The organism is Streptomyces sp. NPDC030222 (genome assembly GCF_055573115.1).
Window position 1 is genome coordinate 84516 of the sequence record NZ_JBVICA010000008.1, and the last position, 19410, is coordinate 103925.

Annotated in this window: 11 protein-coding genes; 7 read left to right on the top strand and 4 right to left on the bottom strand. The window is 70.2% G+C overall.

All coding sequences use genetic code 11. The features are described from left to right. Window positions 1-130 precede the first annotated feature (130 nt). Window positions 131-1678 carry a PepSY-associated TM helix domain-containing protein gene (locus ACZ4Z5_RS14465; RefSeq protein WP_468261695.1) on the bottom strand — a complete coding sequence of 516 codons (1548 nt, stop codon included), beginning with the start codon at window positions 1676-1678 and terminating at the stop codon, window positions 131-133. Window positions 1679-1726: 48 nt separating this feature from the next. Further along, window positions 1727-2407, bottom strand: coding sequence for a hypothetical protein (locus ACZ4Z5_RS14470; protein WP_468261697.1), 681 nt, complete (start codon window positions 2405-2407; stop codon window positions 1727-1729). Between the two features lie 524 nt (window positions 2408-2931). Between ACZ4Z5_RS14470 and ACZ4Z5_RS14475 the strand changes: the two genes are divergently transcribed. Beyond that, complete coding sequence (locus ACZ4Z5_RS14475) at window positions 2932-4479, top strand: DUF1996 domain-containing protein (RefSeq protein WP_468261700.1); 1548 nt, start codon at window positions 2932-2934, stop codon at window positions 4477-4479. Between the two features lie 34 nt (window positions 4480-4513). Here ACZ4Z5_RS14475 and ACZ4Z5_RS14480 read toward each other — a convergent pair whose 3' ends face one another. After that, window positions 4514-4969 (bottom strand): hypothetical protein, encoded by a 456-nt coding sequence (locus ACZ4Z5_RS14480; protein ID WP_468261702.1) that lies wholly within the window; start codon window positions 4967-4969, stop codon window positions 4514-4516. Between the two features lie 107 nt (window positions 4970-5076). Between ACZ4Z5_RS14480 and ACZ4Z5_RS14485 the strand changes: the two genes are divergently transcribed. From ACZ4Z5_RS14485 to ACZ4Z5_RS14510, 6 genes are all read left to right on the top strand, one after another. Next, the gene (locus ACZ4Z5_RS14485; RefSeq protein WP_468261705.1) at window positions 5077-5742 is read left to right on the top strand and encodes a rhomboid-like protein; all 666 of its coding nucleotides are present in this window, start codon (window positions 5077-5079) and stop codon (window positions 5740-5742) included. A gap of 179 nt (window positions 5743-5921) precedes the next feature. Then, a complete protein-coding gene (locus ACZ4Z5_RS14490) occupies window positions 5922-6731 on the top strand; it encodes a tyrosine-protein phosphatase (protein WP_468261707.1) in 810 nt (269 codons plus the stop codon). Beyond that, complete coding sequence (locus ACZ4Z5_RS14495) at window positions 6728-7243, top strand: hypothetical protein (protein WP_468261710.1); 516 nt, start codon at window positions 6728-6730, stop codon at window positions 7241-7243. The genes ACZ4Z5_RS14490 and ACZ4Z5_RS14495 overlap by 4 nt, the downstream gene beginning before the upstream one ends. 291 nt (window positions 7244-7534) lie before the next feature. After that, window positions 7535-9403: a hypothetical protein gene (locus ACZ4Z5_RS14500; RefSeq protein ID WP_468262048.1), complete on the top strand. Its 1869-nt coding sequence runs from the start codon at window positions 7535-7537 to the stop codon at window positions 9401-9403. Window positions 9404-9472: 69 nt separating this feature from the next. After that, window positions 9473-10360: a metal-dependent hydrolase gene (locus tag ACZ4Z5_RS14505; RefSeq protein ID WP_468261712.1), complete on the top strand. Its 888-nt coding sequence runs from the start codon at window positions 9473-9475 to the stop codon at window positions 10358-10360. Next, complete coding sequence (locus tag ACZ4Z5_RS14510) at window positions 10357-11415, top strand: PDR/VanB family oxidoreductase (RefSeq protein ID WP_468261715.1); 1059 nt, start codon at window positions 10357-10359, stop codon at window positions 11413-11415. The genes ACZ4Z5_RS14505 and ACZ4Z5_RS14510 overlap by 4 nt, the downstream gene beginning before the upstream one ends. An 803-nt stretch (window positions 11416-12218) precedes the next feature. Here the strand turns inward: ACZ4Z5_RS14510 and ACZ4Z5_RS14515 are convergent. Then, window positions 12219-19286 (bottom strand): polymorphic toxin-type HINT domain-containing protein, encoded by a 7068-nt coding sequence (locus ACZ4Z5_RS14515; protein ID WP_468261717.1) that lies wholly within the window; start codon window positions 19284-19286, stop codon window positions 12219-12221. Window positions 19287-19410: the final 124 nt, after the last annotated feature.

A 19410-nucleotide genomic window follows, 5' to 3' on the forward strand; every position in this document is an offset into this window, starting at 1 on the left:
GTGACGACCTAAACCACCCAACCAATCGCAACAGCTCTTATTGGGGGGACCAACAAACCCCCATAAACAACCGGCTCTTTCCTCTCCCCCCTCCCCCCCCCCCCCCCCCCCCCGGCCCCGAGGGCGGGGACTAGGCCGCGGAACCCGCCCGGGAACGGGAACGGGCGACCACGCCGAGGACGATGTCGACGGCCAGGAACACCAGCAGGCTGATGCCCAGCAGCGGAACGAACCAGCCCACCACGGCCGTCACCGCGGCCAGCGGCAGCAGGACGGGCAGCGGCACCTTGCGCCAGGCACCGCGCGGCATCGGCCGGCCCGCGCTCAGCCTGCGGTCCTTCGTCGGCCTGCGCAGCCACCACATGCGGTAGCCCCAGACGATGAGGAAGATCAGCGCGATGGCGAGGGCCGCGAGGGCGAGCTGGTTGACGAGGCCGAAGGTGTAACCCATGTGGACGTCGATGCCGAACCGGGTCAGCTTGGCGAGCAACGGGTAGTCCGCGAACCGCAGGGTGTCCATGACCCGGCCGTCGGCCGGGTCGACGGCCACGGAGTCGAAGTGGACCGGGAACTGCCGGTCGCGCTCCTTGACCACGTAACCCTTGCCCTCGGCGGGCAGGGTGATCTGGAGCTGCTCGACGACGCCCTCGCTGCGGGCCGCCTCGACGACCTTGTCGATGCCGACGTCCGGGCCGGTGGCGGGCTTGGCCCGGCCGCCGTGCCCGGCGCCGTGTCCCTCGTGGCCGCCGCCCGAGTCGCCGCCGCCCAGGGTGGCGGACACGGACGGGGTGGCTCCGCCGAGCCGGCTCTGCACTTCGTCGATCTTCGCGCCGGCGTACGTCGACCAGGTCAGACCGGTGGCGGAGAGGACGAGCAGACCGATGGTGGCCCACAGACCGACGGTGCCGTGCCAGGAGAGCGTCTTCCGGCGGCCGGTGGCGGCTCGGTCCGGCAGGAACAGTGCCTTGCGGCTCGCCCGGCGGCGCCCGATCCACAGGAGCACGCCGCCGAGGGCCACGACCCACATCCAGCTGGCGGCCAGCTCGCTGTAGATCCGGCCGGTCTCGCCGAGGTTCATGTTCCCGTGCAGCCCCGACAGCCAGGAGCGCAGCGGCAGCGCGTCACCGGAGGTCTCCAGTTCCCCGCGCACCCGGCCGGTGTACGGGTCGACGAACACGGTGAGGTTCTTGCCCTCGGCCACCTGCGGACTCTCCATCAGGACCCTGGTGGTCGCGCCCTCCTCCGGCGAGGGCCACACGGCGGTCACCGTGCCGTCGGGGTGGGCCTTGCGGGCGGCGTCGACCTGCAAGCCGAGCGGGACGGTGCTGTCGCCCACCTCGGTCGTCAGCTCATGGCTGTAGAGGATCTTCTCCGCCTGGAAGGAGAAGGCGTAGAACAGCCCGCTGACGGCGGCTATCAGCATCAGCGGGGCGATGAGGACGCCCGCGTAGAAGTGGAGCCGGAGCACCAGGGGGCGCAGGGCGCTCCATCCGCCGGCCTTCGCGATGCCCTTGGCGTCGGGGGTGTCCGGGGTGCCGGCAGTCTTCGGGGAGTCGGCGGTCTGCGGGGAGTCGGATACGTCCGGTGCGGACGGTGTGCCCGGGGTGCCCGGGGTGTCGGGGGTGTCGGGCGCGTCCGGGGTCTTCGATGTGCCCTGGTCGGGGGCGGAAATGGACATGCGTGTCCTCTGGAGTCGGCGAAAGACATGGGGACTGCGGCCCCCGGGTCAGACGTTCGCTCCGGAGGCCGTGGTGCGGGGTGCGACGGACCAGGGCGGACCGCGTCGGGACACGGCGTGGGCGAGGACGACGCAGTGCGGGCGGGCGGCCCGGGGCCGCGCCCTGCGCACCGGGCGCGGAAGCTCCGGCACGGCGGTGACGGCGAGGAGCAGGCGCAGTGGCGTGAAGGCGAGGGCGGCGACGGCGTCGCCCAGCCGGAAGAAGGCGGCCTCGCCCCTGGCGACCCACAGCGCGCAGACCACGGCGGCGGCGAGGTGCGCGGCGGTCATGGCGGCTGCGTCGTGCCCCGCCGGGGATGTCGTCGTCACCGCCGCCGTCATACCGGTGTGGTCCGTCCCGGCCGTGATCGTCAGGCCGTGTATCCCTGTCGCACCGACGACGTCCGCGATGCCCGTACCCGCGCTCTCTGCGGTGTCCGATGCCGCGAAGAGGAGGTGCAGTACGCCCTGGACCGCGAGGAGACCGCCCACGACGGCGAAGGTGCCGCGCCGGCGGCCGCCCGCGGCCCACGCCGGCGCCGCCACGCCGGCGAAAGCGGCGAGCAGCAGCAGGGGGCGGGACATGGAGTGGCCGGATACCAACGCATGCCCCAGAGCAGCGGACATGACGCAAACCGCCGCGAACAGCGCGGCGCGGAGAGCGCGTATCGGCGATCGGGTATGCGTCATGGTCGGCACATCGTGCCACGGCTTCAGAGTGCCGGGGAGTGTCCATGGGTAGGCGCGCGCCACCGTCGGGTACCGGCCGGGCGGTTCGGCGGGCGGTACGACCATGGCGTCTCACGGCTCGTGCCCGCCGTGCGCAGGGCAAGCCTGCGGGCGGCCGCGCCATCGAATCGGCCGGTTCCGCCATCGAAGTTCCCGAACCCACGGCTGGTTCCGTCGTGGTTTCGTTCCGGCTCCGTTCCACTCCGCTGCCGCCGTCCGACTCGCCGTCGTCGGCCGCACGGTGGCTGAAGACACCCCTTCGTTCGAGCCGACCCGCGCGTCCCGGCGGCCCTCGCCCGCCTGGGCCGTGGAGGGCGGTAGGGTCCCGCATGTCCGGCCGGTCCCTCCCTCCACCACAAGGACGGGGTACGGCCCGGTTTGCGTCCGGAGATATCTACGAATCCCGCGAGGGTTTGAACGGCTCGTGAATCACTTCCGTATGGAACGGCGCGCTTCAACCGCCCCCACGAAGCTGAGGAGTTCCATTGCGACGCACATCTAGAAAACGCTCCACACTGGCCGGAAAGGCGATCGCCGCCTCGGCCGCACTGGTTCTGGGTGGGGGCGGACTGATCGCTGTCAACGTCTATGCCTCCGCTGACGAAGGGCAGCAACAGCAGAACAAGGGCTGGGGCTGGAACCAGAACGCGGCCCAGACGATGTCGACCATCGACTGCCCCGAAGCGGCCGACGAACTGTCCAAGGTCCCGACCGGCGCAAAGGCGTCCGTCGACCGGGAACTGGCCGCCATGGACACGCAGATCACCGATGCCTACAAGAAGCTCGCCGAGTCCAAGCAGCAGATCGCACGGGACCGTACGTACGTGGTGAACGTGATCCTGAATCCGCTGAAGAGCAAGCGCGAGGCGAGCATCAAGCGCATCCGCATCGTGATCAGGCAGGCGGGCGGCAACGAGCCGCGCAGCATGACGCAGGCGGCACCCTGCACCCTGGCCGCCGGTGACAACGGCCAGCAGGGCGGCAACAACCAGGCCGGCCAGAACAACGGCGGCCAGGCCGGCGACGGCCAGAACCAGGCCGGTCAGAACAACGGCGGTCAGGCGGGCGACGGCCAGAACCAGGGCGGCCAGAACAACGGCGGCCAGAACAACGGCCAGAACCAGGGCAACAACGGCGGTCAGGCGGGCAACGGCCCCGTGGCGTCCGACTTCGTCGACATCACCACGGTCCAGCCCAACGTCAGGAACCCCCGGAAGGGCCGCAACGCCTCCGTCGGCACGTTCAGCACGTCCTGCGGAACGAACCAGAACGGCCTGTTCAACTCGGACAACGTGATCGTGGCCCCCGGCGTCAGCAACGGCGCCCACCACATGCACGACTATGTGGGCAACCAGGCCAACAACGCCTTCGCGAGCGACCAGGACCTCGCCAACGGGCGGACCACCTGCCAGAACCAGGGTGACAAGTCCTCCTACTTCTGGCCGGTGCTGCGACTGCAGAACGGCAAGAACGAGGCCGACGCCAACGCGGACGGCGGCGGCAAGGAAGGCAACGTCGGCGAGATCCAGACGCCGAGCCAGGTCACGATGAAGTTCGTGGGCAGCCCGAAGTCCAAGGTCACCGCGATGCCGAGACTCCTGCGCATCATCACCGGTGACGCGAAGGCCTTCGTGAACGGCCCCAAGAACCAGAACGCGTCGTGGAGCTGCACCGGCTTCGAGAACCGGCAGCTGAAGGACAAGTACCCGATCTGCCCGCAGGGCAGCCAGGTGGTCCGTACGTTCAAGTTCCAGAGCTGCTGGGACGGCCAGAACATCGACAGCGCCAACCACCGCACGCACGTCGACTTCGCCGACGCCAACGGCAACTGCAAGCAGGGCTTCAAGGCCATTCCGCAGCTGGTGCAGCGGATCGTCTACGACGTCCCGCCCGGCCCCGGCTTCGCGGTCGACTCGTTCCCCGAGCAGCTGCACAAGCCCTCCACCGACCACGGCGACTTCATCAACGTGTTCGACCAGAACCTGATGAACAAGATGGTCAACTGCATCAACACGGGTCGCAACTGCCGCTGAGGCAGTTGCTCCCACCCTCCAGTACTCTGCGCGGTCAGCTCCCGTGGTGACCGGTGTGTCCCTCCTCGTGCCCCCCACTCCCACCAGTTCCCTGGTGGTGCGAGGAACCGGTCTCCACCGCCCCCCCGAGCCGGCCGCGCAGTGCTGTGACCACCTTCTCGTCGCCGACCGCGACCCACATACGGCCCACCAGGTAGGTGCCGCCGTAGTCCTTCGCCGCGTTCAGCCACTCCCGCTGACCACGGTCCGTGGCGAAGGTGGCCAGCACGAAACGGCCGTCCCCCGTCTTGCAGTTGGCCTGACGTATCTCCTTGGCATCGGTCTGCAGATCGGGTTTGCAATCGGCCTTGGCCGCGATCTCCTCAAGGCTGCCAGTCGCCTCTGCGGGCGGCGCGCCGGGCGAGGCCTTCGAGCCGTCCGCGGCATCGCAGGCGGCGAGGGAGAGGGCAAGTACCAGTGCGGAGGCAACAGCTCCGGTTCGCGTTCGCATGCCCCCATCCTTGCGTCTCGTTCCGGCTCCCGCCGGGGGAACCCGGACATCACTCGAGCCGTTGTGACGACGACGCAGTGTTACGAAAACCGGAGGCACGGCACCCGATGGACCCGCACCCGCAGATGAACGGCATCCCCTGGATCGCGCCCGCCTACCTGGGAGCCGTACAGCTCGGCGCGTACGCCCTGGAGCGTTCACCCGACCTGCGGGACCGCGTGCTGCACACCTGCTCCACCAACGTCCGGCAACTGACGGCCGGGCGGTGGGACACGCTGGTCACCAGCGCCCTGGTGGTCGAGGAGCCGATGAGCCTGCCCTACGCCCTACTGCTCCTCGCGGTCCTGGGATACGCCGAGTACGCGTACGGCGCGTGGTGGGCGGCCGGGGTGTTCCTGCTGGGGCACGCGGGGGCGACGCTCCTCGTCTACGGCGGGCTGCGGGCCGGGAAACCGTCCCCGGAGACCTGTGGCGCCGTCGACGTGGGCATCAGCTACGGCGGTTACGCGGTGCTGGGCGCGCTCACCGCCGCACTGCCCGCCGGCCGACTACGGCTCCTGGTTCGCGTCGGACTGCTCGCGGCGGGGGCGCGGCCCCTGCTGTCCCGCGGGCGCACGTTCACCGACGCGGGCCATCTGGCGGCGCTGGTACTGGGCGGGGCGGCGGGTGCCGCACTTGCGGCACGTCCTGGTCCTCGTGCGGCACGCCGCGTTCTTTCCGCGGCGCTCCCCCGCCTTCGCGCGGTACGCCTCTGGCAGGCGGCCCGGACGTGACGTCCCCGACGCGCGGCACGCCCGTCGCCACACCCCCCGGCATCCGGCACGTCCCATGGCCCCACACCTCCCGGCATCCGGCACGCCCCTGACACCACGTCCCGCGCGGCCCGACTTCGCCTCCCGGTGGACTACCGTTCCATACCGAACCGGTACAGAACGCCCAGGAGTCGCCTGTCATGACCGCGATCCCCGCCACGTCCGTCGCCAATCTGCGGGACCTCGGCGGCATTCCGCTGGGGGCGGGTGCCGCCGTACGCCCGGGGCTGGTGTTCCGCGCGGGTCTGCTCGACCGGTTCGCCCCCGAGACCGACCCGGCCGTCGCAGACCTCGGCCTGCGGACGGTCGTGGACCTGCGCACCGAACGGGAACGGACCGAACGGCCCGACAGGCTGCCCGACGGCATCCGGCACGTCGTCGCCGACGTCCTCGCCGACACGGTCGCGTCCGGCGCCCTGTCCGCCGCCGCCCGTATCAAACAGGTGCTCGCCGACCCCGCGGTGACGGAGCAGCTGCTGGGCGGCGGCAGGGCACAGGAACTGTTCATGGAGACGTACCGCGCGTTCGTCACCACCACGTCCGCGCAATCGGCCTACCGGACGCTGCTCCTGGAACTGGGCGCCCCGGGAGCGGGGCCGCTGCTGCTCCACTGCACGGCCGGCAAGGACCGCACCGGCTGGGCCGTGGCCGTCCTCCTGACGCTGCTCGGCGCGGACGCCAGGACGATCGAGCACGAGTACCTGTCCGTCAACCCCGGAGTCCGGCAGGCCTTCGCCCCGCTCATCGAGGGCTTCATCGCGCAGGGCGGCGATCCCGACACGGCGCTCGCCGTGATCGGCGTCGTCCCCGAGTACCTGGCCGCCGGCCTGGAAGCGGTCGACGAGCACTACGGCTCCATGGAACGGTACGTCCACGACGGCCTCCGGGTCCCGGACGACGTGGTGGCGCGCCTCCGCCGGCGCCTCACCGGAGCGGAGGCTGACCGGTGAGCCCGGTCAGCCGGGCAGGCCTGCCCGCAGAGCTGGAGACGGTGGCGGAACGGCTCAAGGAACGCATCTACGCCACGTTCAGCCTGACCGCCGTCGTGGTCGCCCTCGCCGAGGACGGCACCACCGACCACGTGGACGCCGGCGCTGCCGTGGCCGTGACGGCGATCGGCCTGTGGCTCGCCGTACTGGTCGCCGACGAGCAGGCCCACCGGGCCGTCCGCGAGCGCGCGGCCACGCTCGCCGAATGGCGACAACTGCTGCACGTCACCAGTCCTCTGCTCCTCACCGCGATCGGCCCCCTGCTGCTCATCGTCCTCTCGGCGCTCGGTCTCATGGAACTGGCTACCGCCCTGCTCACCGCGGCAGGCGTGGAGATCGCCACGCTGTTCCTGTGGGGCTTCGTGTCCGGACGGCGGATGGGGAGCGGCCTGCTGGCCGCCTTCGTCGCGGGTCTGCTGGACACCGCCATCGGCTTGCTCGTCGTCTTCGTGAAGCTGTTCGCGGGGCACTGAGCGGGGTGGCGCACGGGGCCGGCGGTGCCGCGCGGAGGATGCCGCCGGGCCCTCGCCTCCGGGCCCGTCGAACGCTCTCGTCTCCGGTCCCGTCGGTTGAGGGTGCCGCCCCAGCCGCACCGAGCACGGGGCCGAGACGCGACGGCGAAGACACCGGTACTGCCGCGGTGAAGCGTCGCCGCGTGGACGTGGCGGCACCTCTGTGCGCTGGGAGCCGCGCGCCGTCGGCCGAACCACCGCCCCATCCCGAAGTGACCATCAGACGATTCGCTCGTTCTGCTGAACGTGAGCATCCGCACCCAGGACGTCTGCCCCGCATCCGTCGACGTGGAGCAGGCCGAGGCCGCGCTCGTGGAGCACTATCCACGACTCGTACGGCTCGCCCATCTCGTGCTTCCGCCGTCCCTCGGGCGCAATCGCCGTGTGCTCACCGCCCATTCGCTGGTGCAGCGGTCGCTGCCGCGCGGACGGACCCCGACGACGTCCCCGGCGTACGAGTTCATACGCGAACGGGTGCTGCGTTCCGCACTGGGCACGGGTGTGCCGCTGCCGGGCCGCGGCGGCCTGCCGCGCCGGGCACATCTGCCGCCGCTGCTGCCCCGGGTGTGGGGGCTGCGGCTCTTCCCCCGTTCCGGAGGGGCCGACGAGCTCGCCCTCGACCAGCGGCTGTCGGCGCTCTCCGGCCCCGGCCGGGCCGCCTACGCCCTCCGCGGCCTGGAGGGTCTGTCCGACGCCGGAGCGCGGCGGGTGCTCGCCGCCGCGGGTGTCGACGATCCGGCGGCGGCGCTCACGGAGGCGGACGGGGTGAAGGGCTCGTACGAACTGCTGGAGTCCGGCGAGTTCGACCCGTGTTCCCTCCAGGCCCGGCCGCCGGACCTGCTGCGCCGGCGCCAGCACGGCAGGGCGGCGCTCGCGGGGGTCGCCGCGCTGCTGGTGTGCGGGGCGCTGCTCGGCCTCCCCGGGGGCCGCGGATGGGCGCCGGAGGGAGCGGCGGCGCCGGGGTACGTCCGCAATCCCACCGTCGAGGCGGCCCTCGACCCGGGCCGGCTCCAGCGGGTGGACCCCACGGCGTGGCGGAGCTCGGCCCGCACCGACTTCTCGGCCTGGCCGGCCCGCGGCGGCCTGACCGGCGACACCGGGCTGCTGCGCCGCGCCCTCGCCGTATGGGCCCGGCCCGGTGAGTCCGTGCGGGTGTCGGCGACGCCCGGCACCCCGTCCGGCCCGCCCATGGGCCCGTCGCAACTGCTGTACGCGGGCGTGGTCGACGGGGCGCGGGTGGTGCTGCTCTTCGACGGCCTGAGGATCGTCCGGTACGCCGAACCGGCCGAGGGAGCGGCGGGCGCCGCCCTGGACTTCGCCCGGGTCGACGGCGCGGACCAGGCCGCGTCGGCGGCGGTGGCCGTGAGCCGGGTCGACGGCAACGTCCGCTATCTGACGGCCCCATGGGTACGGTCCGTCTCCGCACGGGACCTGCTCGCCGCGGACGGCGAGGCCCGCCCGCTGCCCCGCGCCCGCGACGGGGTCACGGGACCGCTGCGCGGACCCGCCTCGTCGGCGGCGGCCGGGGACTGCCGGTCCTGGGACGTGCTGGTCGCCGACGGCTCGCCGCTGGCGGACCTCGGTGAACTCCCCCCGGCCCGTCTGACGTCCGGCCCGCCCTCGGCACCGTCCGCCCCTTCGGCCCCGGCGGCACGGACGGCTTGGTCCCGGGTCGCCTGCTCGACCCTTGCGGAGTTACGGGCCCGCGGTGTGCGCAGCGTCAACACATGGGCGTACGCGGAGCAGAAACTCCCCGAGTCGCACGGCCGCGCGGAGTGGACCTGCACCCGGGCCGAGACGTGGAGGGGCCCCGGCAGCCGGGCGCTGGCGCACTTCCGGGCAGCCTCGGACAAGGCGGCGGCGGTAGCGGCGCGGTCCGTGAACTCGGCCGCGTGCGGGGTGCGCGATCCCCGGGTGCTGGCGGGCGTGCTGTGGAAGGCTCCGTCGGGAACGTGGTACGCCGTCGCGGCGGGCAGCGACCGTTTCGCGTCCCTGACGGTCACGGGCGGCGTCCGGGCCTCGGCCCGCGGCCGGACCCTCGCAGTGCCCGCCACGGCCGGAGCGCGGGCGGACCTGCACGGCCGTTTGCGGGACGGCACACGGGTCGACGCCCTGAAGTGAGGCCACGTGCGATGAGTTTGTGCCGCGCGGGCCTGTTGCATGACGGGTACTCGTCAGTACATTGACACCATGTCTAATAAGCAGCCTGCGCCCGTGCTGTCCGAGCGGATACCGCTCAAGGCCCGCAAGGTCGCCTTCGACTGGGACGACACCCCGCTCCACTGGGTGCCCGGCGAGCCGTTCGCCACCCACACGATGAATGTGCTGCACCTGCTGCTACCTGCTGGTGAACGCTGGTTCGTGCACGTCTACAAGCAGGTCCTGCCACTCATACGCGACGACCGGCTGCGCGAGGACGTCATCGGCTTCATCGGCCAGGAAGCAGTTCACTCCCAGGCCCACGACGAGGTACTGCCCCATCTGAAGCGGCTCGGCCTAGACCCGACCCCCTACACCGCCCAGGTCGACTGGCTCTTCGAGAAGCTCCTCGGCGACCGCACCCTGCCACCGGGCCGGGCCCGGCACTGGTGGCTCATGGAACGGGTCGCCCTGATCGCGGCGATCGAGCACTACACGGCATTCCTCGGCGACTGGATCCTGAACGCCGAGGAACTGGACCGGCGCGGCGCCGACCCCATGATGCTGGACATGCTGCGCTGGCACGGCGCGGAGGAGGTCGAGCACGGGGCGGTGGCCTTCGACCTGTTCATGCACGTCGACGGCGGCTACCGGCGCCGGGTGCGGACCTGGGCGACGGCGTTCTCCACGCTCGTCTTCCTCTGGCAGCGGGGCGCGCGCTTCTTCATGGAGAACGACCCTTCGCTGACGGACGGCAGGGCGTCGGTGGGCCAGTTCTACCGCGCGGGCCACAGCGGCGTCCTCCCTTCCACAAGGGCGGTGATCCGCTCGATCCCGCGGTACCTGAGCCGGGCGTACCACCCCTCCCAGGAGGGCAGCACGGCCCAGGCGGTCGCGTACCTCGCGTCGTCGCGGGCCGCGAACGGGGGGCGCCGATGATCCGCGTGACGATTCCGGCTGCCGCCGTGGGTGCGGGTCTGCTCGCGAAGCGGGCGATCCGGCGGCGTATCGAGAGGTCCCCGCTGTGGCCGATGCCGGCCCTCGAAACCCCGGTCTCGGGCCAGGGCCGACGGGTCTCCTTGCGCCCTTTGCGCCTCACGGTCACGTCCCGGACGACCCCGGCGCAGGGCGTGGTCCAACTCCGTCTCTCCTCCCCGGACGGCGAGCCGCTCCCGCCCTGGACACCCGGCGCGCACGTGGACGTGGTCCTCCCCTCCGGCCTCATCCGTCAGTACTCGCTCTGCGGCGACCCCGTCGACGCCTCGTCCTACACGATCGCGACGCGCCTCATCAAGGACGGCCGCGGCGGCTCCCGCGAGGTCCACGACCACCTCCACGAGACGATGGAGGTCGAGGTCCACGCCCCTCGGAACCGCTTCCCGCTCGTCGACGCTCCGTCGTACCTCTTCGTCGCGGGCGGCATCGGGATCACGCCGATCCTCCCCATGCTGCGGGCGGTCGACAACTGGCGCCTGCTGTACTGCGGCCGCTCCCGCGCGACGATGCCGTTCCTGAAGGAGCTGAACGCACTCGGCGGCAACCGTGTCGTCATCGCCCCCGAGGACGAGTCGGGCCTCCCCGACCTCGCCCCCTTCCTCTCCTCCACCCCCGAGGACACGGCGGTCTACTGCTGCGACCCCAACGGCTTGATGAACGCGGTCGCCGACCTCCTCCCGTCCCACACAACCCTCCACCTGGAACGCTTCACCCCCACAACCTCCTCCGGCGACAACACCCCCTTCGAGGTCGAACTCCGCCGCTCGGGCATCACGGTCACGGTCGCCCCGGACGAGTCGGTCCTCACCGCGATCCGCGCAAAGCTCCCGAACGTCCCCTACTCCTGCGAGCAGGGCTTCTGCGGAACATGCCAACAGCCCGTCCTGGCGGGCGAAGTCGACCACCGGGACGGGCTGTTGACGGAGAGGGAGCGGGGGAAGTCGATGCTCATCTGCGTGTCGCGATGCAGGGGCGAGCGGCTGGTCCTGGACCTCTAACCCCAGCCGAATCCGGCGGGGCTTCTTTGGGCTGCTACATCTCGCGCTAGAAGGCGCTCGGAAGACCCGTTATGCCGCACCCTCCCCAGAGAGGACTTCGCCGTAATTGTGGAGGAGGACAGGGGTGGAGTCGGCGAGCACGTAGTCGGCGTGCGCAGGCCGACTTGTCATGCGCGCCAACCACTGTCGTCAAACATTGCCAGCGGGGCCCCACCGGAAACGAATCCGCTGGGGCCGCCGAGTTCCTACCTACACGCCAACCAGTCGCAGGCGATAGATATCCGCACCGGGCGCCATTTGATTTATGGCTCCTTGACACCCGCGTCAGCAGCTCGATAGAAGCGAAAGAAGCCGACTGGCGGCAGCTGCCACTCCGCGGTCTGCGTCCCGCACAAGAACCTCGATGACTTGCCTGTGCGCTAGCACCGCATCCTTGGCCCTCGCTTCCCAGGCAACCTTCTCTTCAAACGCTGAACGATATCTCGGATCGGCCGCAGCCGAGGCATCTGCCCACTGCGTTGTCCTGTAAATCGAGGTGATCAAGTCAATCACCTCCACTCGACACTGCGTCTCAGGGTGACCTGCCAGTTCCACAAGGAACGGAACCGTGACCGGCGTGACCTCAGAGACTACGAAACCTAGCGCACAGACCCTGTCGGACAATTCATCTACAGCCGCACATGCAGCTGGCCCATCGGCCCACGCTGCCCGTGAAAGCAAAGCGGGAATACCACCTGCCGAGCCAGTTGCGTCCGACAGGTCGGCCCAGCGCACTGCGGCCAACCGCTTGAGAACTCTACCCACTACGGCGCCCCATTTCCTGGGTATAGGTCGGCGATTCGGAGTCTTGCCATGACGAGTTGACACGATCCACAAGCCGGAACGAAGTCCCTGTATCGCGGGTGATCGAATGGCTTGCGGAGAACCGCCAAGCTACTACTCCCTCGTACTAGGTCCCTGGCTTCCATCGCCTGTGCGATACATCCGATCTCGGCACAACCACCGTGATGGCCTGTCTGATCTAGAACCCTACGAAGGGGAAGGGGGAGGCTCCGCCTTGCCTCTCCAACCCTGCGCGTACTTACGTCAAAGTACGCACGTCCCGAAGGGGTCAGTAGAACACTTGCCGCGCCCTCGTTTTTCCCAGGGCCCAGACGGCTGAGATCCGCGAATGCGCGGAGATCACTTCCGGCATCCCCGCAGTTGTGAACGAGGATCGGGGTGGTGGCCCCCGCCAGCACATAGTACGTGTGGATGTCCGCGACGGTGAGGTTGTGGACGCGGGCCGTCTGGGTCCATTGCTTGACTGCTTTGACCTGGACGTGCGTTCCGGCGCTCGTCCGGAGCCATTGGCCGGGCTTGAGGTCGGTGGCCTTGACCCACTTCCGTAGGGAGGCGATCCAGAAGGGATGCCCGTCCGTGGCGGTAAGGGTGCTGGACCGAGCAGGTTCACCCTCGTCCTCTTCGGTGCTCACCGTGATCTTGACCAGGTTCTTCAGGCCTTCGCCCAGGATCTCGGCGGTGACGGTCTTGGCCGCCGTCTCACCGGTTTCCGGGTCGGTGGCCAGCACCTCGTCGCCCACGCGGACGTCTTCTATGGCCTTGTAGGTTCCGTCGGCCATGAGAACGGCGGTTCCTGGCACGAAGCTGTTGCTGGTCTTGCATTTGGTAGGCCTGGCACCCGCAGGCTTCGGACCGATCCTTCGCGTCGCGGCGGCGATGACGAGGTCGAACGTGATCTTGGCTGTTCCCTGTGCGGATCTCCCCTCGTCGAAGTCTTTGTAGACTTCGTAGGTTCTGTCCCCGAGGCCCTGTACGGCTGAGATGGCCATGAGGCTCGGGTTCGCGGCAACGGCGGTCTGGAGCGTCTCCATGCACGTGCCGTTGGCCGTGACGCAGTTCCAGAGGTTGCTGACGTTGTTGACGGTGTGGTCTACGAAGGCGTTGCCCATGTTGACCGTCTGGTCCTTGAGGGTGGAGCCGAAGTCGCTCACCCAGCCCCAGAAGCCGCCCGTACTGCCATTGCTGTTGGTGGCAGCTGTGCCGCCAGTGCCGCCGACACTTCCGCCGCCGCCACCGTGGGAGCCGCCGCCCCCGCCCCCGCCGCCGCCGCCGGAACCGTGGCCGGAGCCGTTCTGGCCGGGCCGTCGGTGAACGGTGTTCGTGCCGCCCAGGCCGCCGCTGTCGAAGCCTCCCGTGTCGTTGCCTTCGAAGAGCTTCAGGCCGGTCGGGTCGCTGAAGGTGACCGGGGAATTGTTGGCGTAGGCGTAGCCGTTCAGGGACTGGTGCTGGTCCAGGCTCAGGATCGGATCGACGCTGATGAACTGGCCGATGCCCGGGTCGTATTCGCGGGCACCGACATGGGTCAGGCCCGTCGTCTTGTCGGCCGGCTTGCCCAGGAAGGACTTGTCGTCCGGCCAGGACGTCGGAGCCGTGCCCCGGGGGGCGCCGAACGGAGTCGTGTAGCGCTTCGTGACCGCCAGGGTCGACGCGTCGACCGCGAGGCTGGACGTGCCGTGGTGGTCACCGGCGAGGAAGGACACCTTGCCGGCGGCGCGGACGGCGATGGTCTGGCCTGCGGCGGTGTAGTAGCGGGTGCCCGTGAGGGTCTTGCTGGTGCCCTTCGTAGTGAGGCGGACCTCCGTGCCGCCCAGGTAGAGGACGGTGTCGCCGTCCGCCGTCGTCGGGCGGCGGATGAGGAGTTCACCCGACGCGTCGTACAGGTAGGACGAGCCGGACGAGGCGTCCGTCGTGGTGGCGAGCTTGCCCTCGGTGTTCCACGTCAGGGTCTGCTGGGAACCCTGTGTGGCGCCCGGACGGCTCGTCGTGTTGCCGGACTTGTCGTAGGCGTACGTCGCAGCCTTCGCACCCGTCGTGTTGAGGAGGGTGTGGGGCTGGTTGGCGGCCGGACCGTAGGTGTACTTGGTGAGCTTGTCGCCCGAGGCCGTGTGCTCCGTCTCCTCCGCGCGCTGGCCGGACGCCGTGTACTTGTAGCTCGTCCAGTACGGCGCCGCCCCCGCGAGGTTCGCCACCGTGCGGCCGTTCGCCGCGCAGTCCGCCGTCTTCGGGGTCCAGGCCTCCGTCATGCGCCGGTGCCCGTCGTACGCGAAGCACTGGTTGTCGGCCTTGCCGGTGCCGCCCAGCGTCGCCGCGTCGAAGACCGACATGACGTTGCCGGCGTCGTCCTGCTTGAAGGCCAGGTCCTGCAGCGCGTACGCGTGCGTGTCGGACGTGACCATGGACTTGGTCAGTCGCCGCGTGCCTTCCTCGTACTCGTAAGAGAGGTAGAGCTTCTTGGCGGTCGGCGAGTTCGCCAGGTCGAGGCGGTTGAGCTCACCCAGCGGCGAGTACAACCCGTTCTGGAGATAGCCCGTCGCGCCTTCCAGGCCGCGGACGATTCCGACGCCCTTGAAGTCGTACTTGTAGCCCACCATCTCGCTGGGGAGGCCGGCCACTCCAGGGCTGCTCGCCTGCTTCACGGTGCCGTCGAGGTTGTAGCCGGTGGAGAAGCTGAGCGTTTGGGGGACGCCGGCCGCCACCAGCGGGTCGCCGGCAGGCAACTGAAGGAAGCTTTCCCTGACTCGGTAGAGCGGGTCGTAGGCGGTGACCTTCTGGACGTATGCCTTGCTGGTGGCCTGCTTGATGCCGTTCTCGTAGCGTTCGGCGGTGTCCTGCTGTCCCTTGGCGAGGGTGTCGAAAGACCAGCCGGCCAGCTTGCGGACATTGCTCAGCGCGCCGTCCCACACGCCGGTCCTGCGGCCGAGGGGGTCGTACAGCGACATGAGCGTCCGGCCGCGGGCATCAGTGGCGCTGACGGCCTGGTCCAGCTCGTTGTACGCCGTGGTGGACGTGCCCTTGTCCGGGTCGGTGGCGCTGGTCTGGCGGCCGAATAGGTCGTATGCGTAAGACCACTTGGCGTTGTCCGGGCCGGTGACGGTGGCCTGCTTGTCCGTCGGCGTGTACGTGTAGCGCGTCTTGGTGACGTCGCTGCCCTCGGGCTGCGGTCCGCCGTACTCGCGCCGCTCCGTCGTACGGCCCAGCGCGTCCGTGACGACTGCCGTGGCCTGGCCGCCCGCCGGGGCGGACGCGGTCACCGTGTCACCGGTGTACTTCGTCTCCGTGGTCCAGCGGACGACGTTGTGGTGCTTGGTGACGGCCTTGACCGCCCGGCCGGCACCGTCGTACGTGGTGTCGGTCTGGACCGGCGCCTGGCCGCCGTCGGTCGCCGCGAGGACCCCGGACGGGGCGTTCCTGTCGTCCCAGATGTCACCCTGTGACGAGACGGCGAGGCCGCGCGCGTCGTACTGGGTCAGCGCGATGATCCGGCCACCGGCGATCGACGGTGCCTGCGTCTGGCGGGGCCGCAGCAGCGAGTCGTAGATCTCGTACGAGGTGAGGTATCCGGAGCCGTCGCCCTTGAGGACGGACGTGGCGACCCACGGGAGAGCGGTGCTCTTGACGCTGTACTCGTAGACCTGGCTCGCGGTGTTGCCGAGGATCTTGAGGTTGTTCGGCAGCCACACCTTGGTGACACGACCGAGGGCGTCGTATTCGGACTCGGTGACCTTGCCGTTGGGGTCCGTGGTCTTCAGCGCCGCGCCGGTTGCGAAGTCGAGGGCCGTGGACGTGGTGTGGCCGGCGGCGTTCGCGACCGAGGTGGACGTCAGCGGACCGGTGCCGGCCGGCGTGTACGTCGTGGTGGCGGTCGTGGTGTCCTTCGTGTCCTTGACCGTGAGGGGACGCCCGAGGGCGTCGTACGTCATCGTGGCGACCTTCTGCCAGACCGGCTGGTCGTCCGTGCCGTATCCCTGGGCCCGGCCCGTCCACCACGCCTCGCCCTTGGTGGGCTTCTGGCCCGCGGACCACGTGGTGGTGTCGTACGCGGCGGCGGTGTCGGCCACGACGTCGCCGGGCCGGGTGGAGTCGGCCGGCAGGTCGAGCGCGGAGTCGGCCGTGGCGCACGGCTTCGCGACCGTACGCGTACGGGAGACCAGGTTGTTGATGCCGGCCGCGTCGTTGCGGGCGTACCAGTTCCGGGTGCACTTCTCGTCGCCCGCGACGGCGTCGTCACCCTTGTCCTCGACGGTCTCGGCCATGCCGTAGTCGTCGTAGGTGGTGACGGTGGTCCGGGTGCGGTCGGTAGCGGTGCCGCCGGTGGTGATGTTGGTGCGCGCCTGGGTCGTGGCGGTCCGCACGAAGTACGCCTCGGTGTCGGCGTACGACTTGTGCTGGGTCGCCGTCCGCTTGGACCAGGGGAAGTTGACCGTGCCGGAGACCTCCTGGGAGCCGTTGTAGGTGACCGACTCACGGGTGAAGCCCGCGAACTGCTCGCTGTCGGTCATCTGCGGCGCCTTCAGGCCCGTGACGTGGACCGTCCTGCGTTTGTCCGGGTCCGGGAGCTTGCCGTCGGGCCCGAGGACCCGGTCGCCGTGCATACCGCGCAGGTAGACGGTGACCTCCTTGGACTGCGTGCCGCCGGAGACACCGGTGAGGTGCGTGACCTTGCCGAAGCCGCGCCAGATGGACCAGGTGCGTTCCTTCTCCTTGGTCATCGGGTCGTCGTTGTAGTGCCAGGCGCCGCCGCCCTCGTAGAGGTAGGTGTGCTGGACGGCCTCGGAGCCACCGCGGGTGTCGTTGGTGCGGACCCCTGTGACCGGGTACTTCTGGAACCAGTCCAGGACCGGGTCCTTCTCGCCGTTGGGCGACCAGTACACGGGGTAGCAGGTGCGGGTGTTGCTGTCGGCCTTGGGCATCGTCTGCCCGGCCACGCACTCGGCGGGCTGGTAGTCGACGACGGTGAGGGCGCCCGCCTCGGACGTGATGGTCTTCAGGCGGGGCTTGTTCAGCGGCAGGATGTTGTCGGACGCGCCGTCGACGCGGTTGGGCCGGAACTCCGAGGTCAGCTTGACCGGGTCGAGGGTGATGGCGGTGCCGCGCTTGCCGGTGTGGCGGATCTCGTCGAGCCACAGCGACTGGTCGGCGTGGTCACCGGTGTCGCCCGGGTCGACGTACACCTGCTTGAACTGCCACTCGTCGACCGGTACGTAGGTCTTGGCGGTCGCCGCGTCCCAGACGTGCGTGGTGACGGAGGTCATCCGCTTGCGGGTGAAGAAGCTGGGGCCGGCGTTGCCGGTGCACTTCTTCCCTGCCTCGCACACCGCGTCGAACGGCACGTCGGGCCAGTTGTCGCGGTTGTCCTCGGTGAGGGTGGAGCAGTGGGAGGCGGTGCAGCGCTCGGTGTAGCCGAAGGTGACCTTGTGGGAGGCGGCGGGGCTGCCGGTGAGGAGCGCGCCGGCGCGCTGGCCGTAGCGGATCTCCCTGAGGTGTCCGCCGCGGTGGTAAGCGGTGCCGGTGTCGTCGTCGCCGAGCTTGTCGTAGTAGTTGCCCTCGGCCTCGTACCAGTAGGTCATGGCGTTGCCGTGGGTGTCGACGACGTAGTCGAGGTTCCAGCGCCAGGCCTGCTGCTTGGAGCGGCCGGAGAAGCTGCTGCCGTCGGAGTGGCCCGGCTCGCCGGAGTCGTCGCCGAAGACGGGGACGGTCCAGACGGACTCGGTGCGGTCCGCGGCGCCGGCGCCGTCGAGCTTGTTCAGGCCGAAGACGTACTTGGTGCCGTCGCCGGTGACGACGGTCCAGTGCTCACCGTTGTCGTCGCCGTTCTCGGCGCCGGTGGAGTGGGTGACGGTGGACGCGTCGTCGTTCTTCAGGCGCCACTTGCCGGTGGTGTCGTCCTTGACGAGTTCGCTGGCCTTGCCGTTCAGGACGAGAGAGGCGTTCTCGTACTTCCAGCACAGGTCGAACTTGTCCTTCTGGCCGTCGTCGTCACACGAGCCGTACTTCCGCTCCACGTACGACGACGTGATGTCGAAGCCCTCGCCCAGGACCGAGCCCTGGTTGTTGGTGTTGGCGGTGCGGCCGTCGACGCTGCCCGAGTCGTACGCGATCGACAGACCCGGCTGGGGGCCGGCCGCGGGCGACGGGGTGCGCAGCGGGTACGACCAGGTGAACGTGCCGGACGAACCGCCGGCCTCCCAGGTGGAAGATGCGGACAGCGGGGTGGCCTTGTAGTCGCCGCCGCCGGACTTGGTACCCGCGGCGACCGCCAGGACCATCGGCTCGGCGGTCTCGCCGCCGCCACGGGCCTTGGGCGCGAAGGACAGGTCGGTCTCGACGCGCTGCGCGCCGCGGTCGTTCGCGGACGGGAGCGGGGCGCGGGTGCGGCACTCGGACCGCTCGGGGTGGGTGAGGGCGCAGCCCGGCAGCCGTTCGAGTCGGAGCCGGCCGGCCCAGTCGCCGCCGTAGGCGGAGGCGAAGTCACGGTATCCGACGCCGAGGCGTGCGGTGCCGCCGTCGGCGGGGCCGGTCGTGGTGAGGACGACGCCCTTCACACCGAGCGCGGCGGTCTGCTTCTGGTCGAGGACCCTGACGGTGACGGAGCCGGCGGCCTTCGTCGTCCGGGCGGCCTTTGCCTTCGGCGCGACGGTGACGGGCAGCAATCCGGGCGCGGCCTCGGCGGCGCGGCGGCTGCTCGGCGTCAGGGTGGCGGTCCCTGCGGTCGGCCAGGTCACGGAGACGGCCTGCTGGCGGGCGGCGCGCCGGGCCGCCTCGGCCTTGGCCTTGGCGGCCTTCTCGGCGGCCGCGGCGCTCTTCGCGTCGGGCTTGGGCTTGAAGGGGTGCGCCGCGGTGGCGCGGTGACGTTGGAGGTCGGGGGCGCCGAGGGGGTCGGGGCCGGACGCGAAAGCAACGGGCGTCAGCAGTCCCGGCAGGAGGGCAAAACCCGTGACCGACGCGATGCGCTGAAGCATGCGGCGTCTGGTCCTGCCGGTGAGGGTTCTTCCGATACCCGGCGGAGGCGCCGGGGCATAGCGATTCATGTGGGCTCCTGAAAGATGCGGACGAGGCCGCGATGCTTTTGCGCCGTCGGGTCGGTAAGCGCGGCGCGCGGGAACATGGGGATGCAAGGCGGGTACGGGTGCGGGGTGGTAGTCGGCCGGCCGG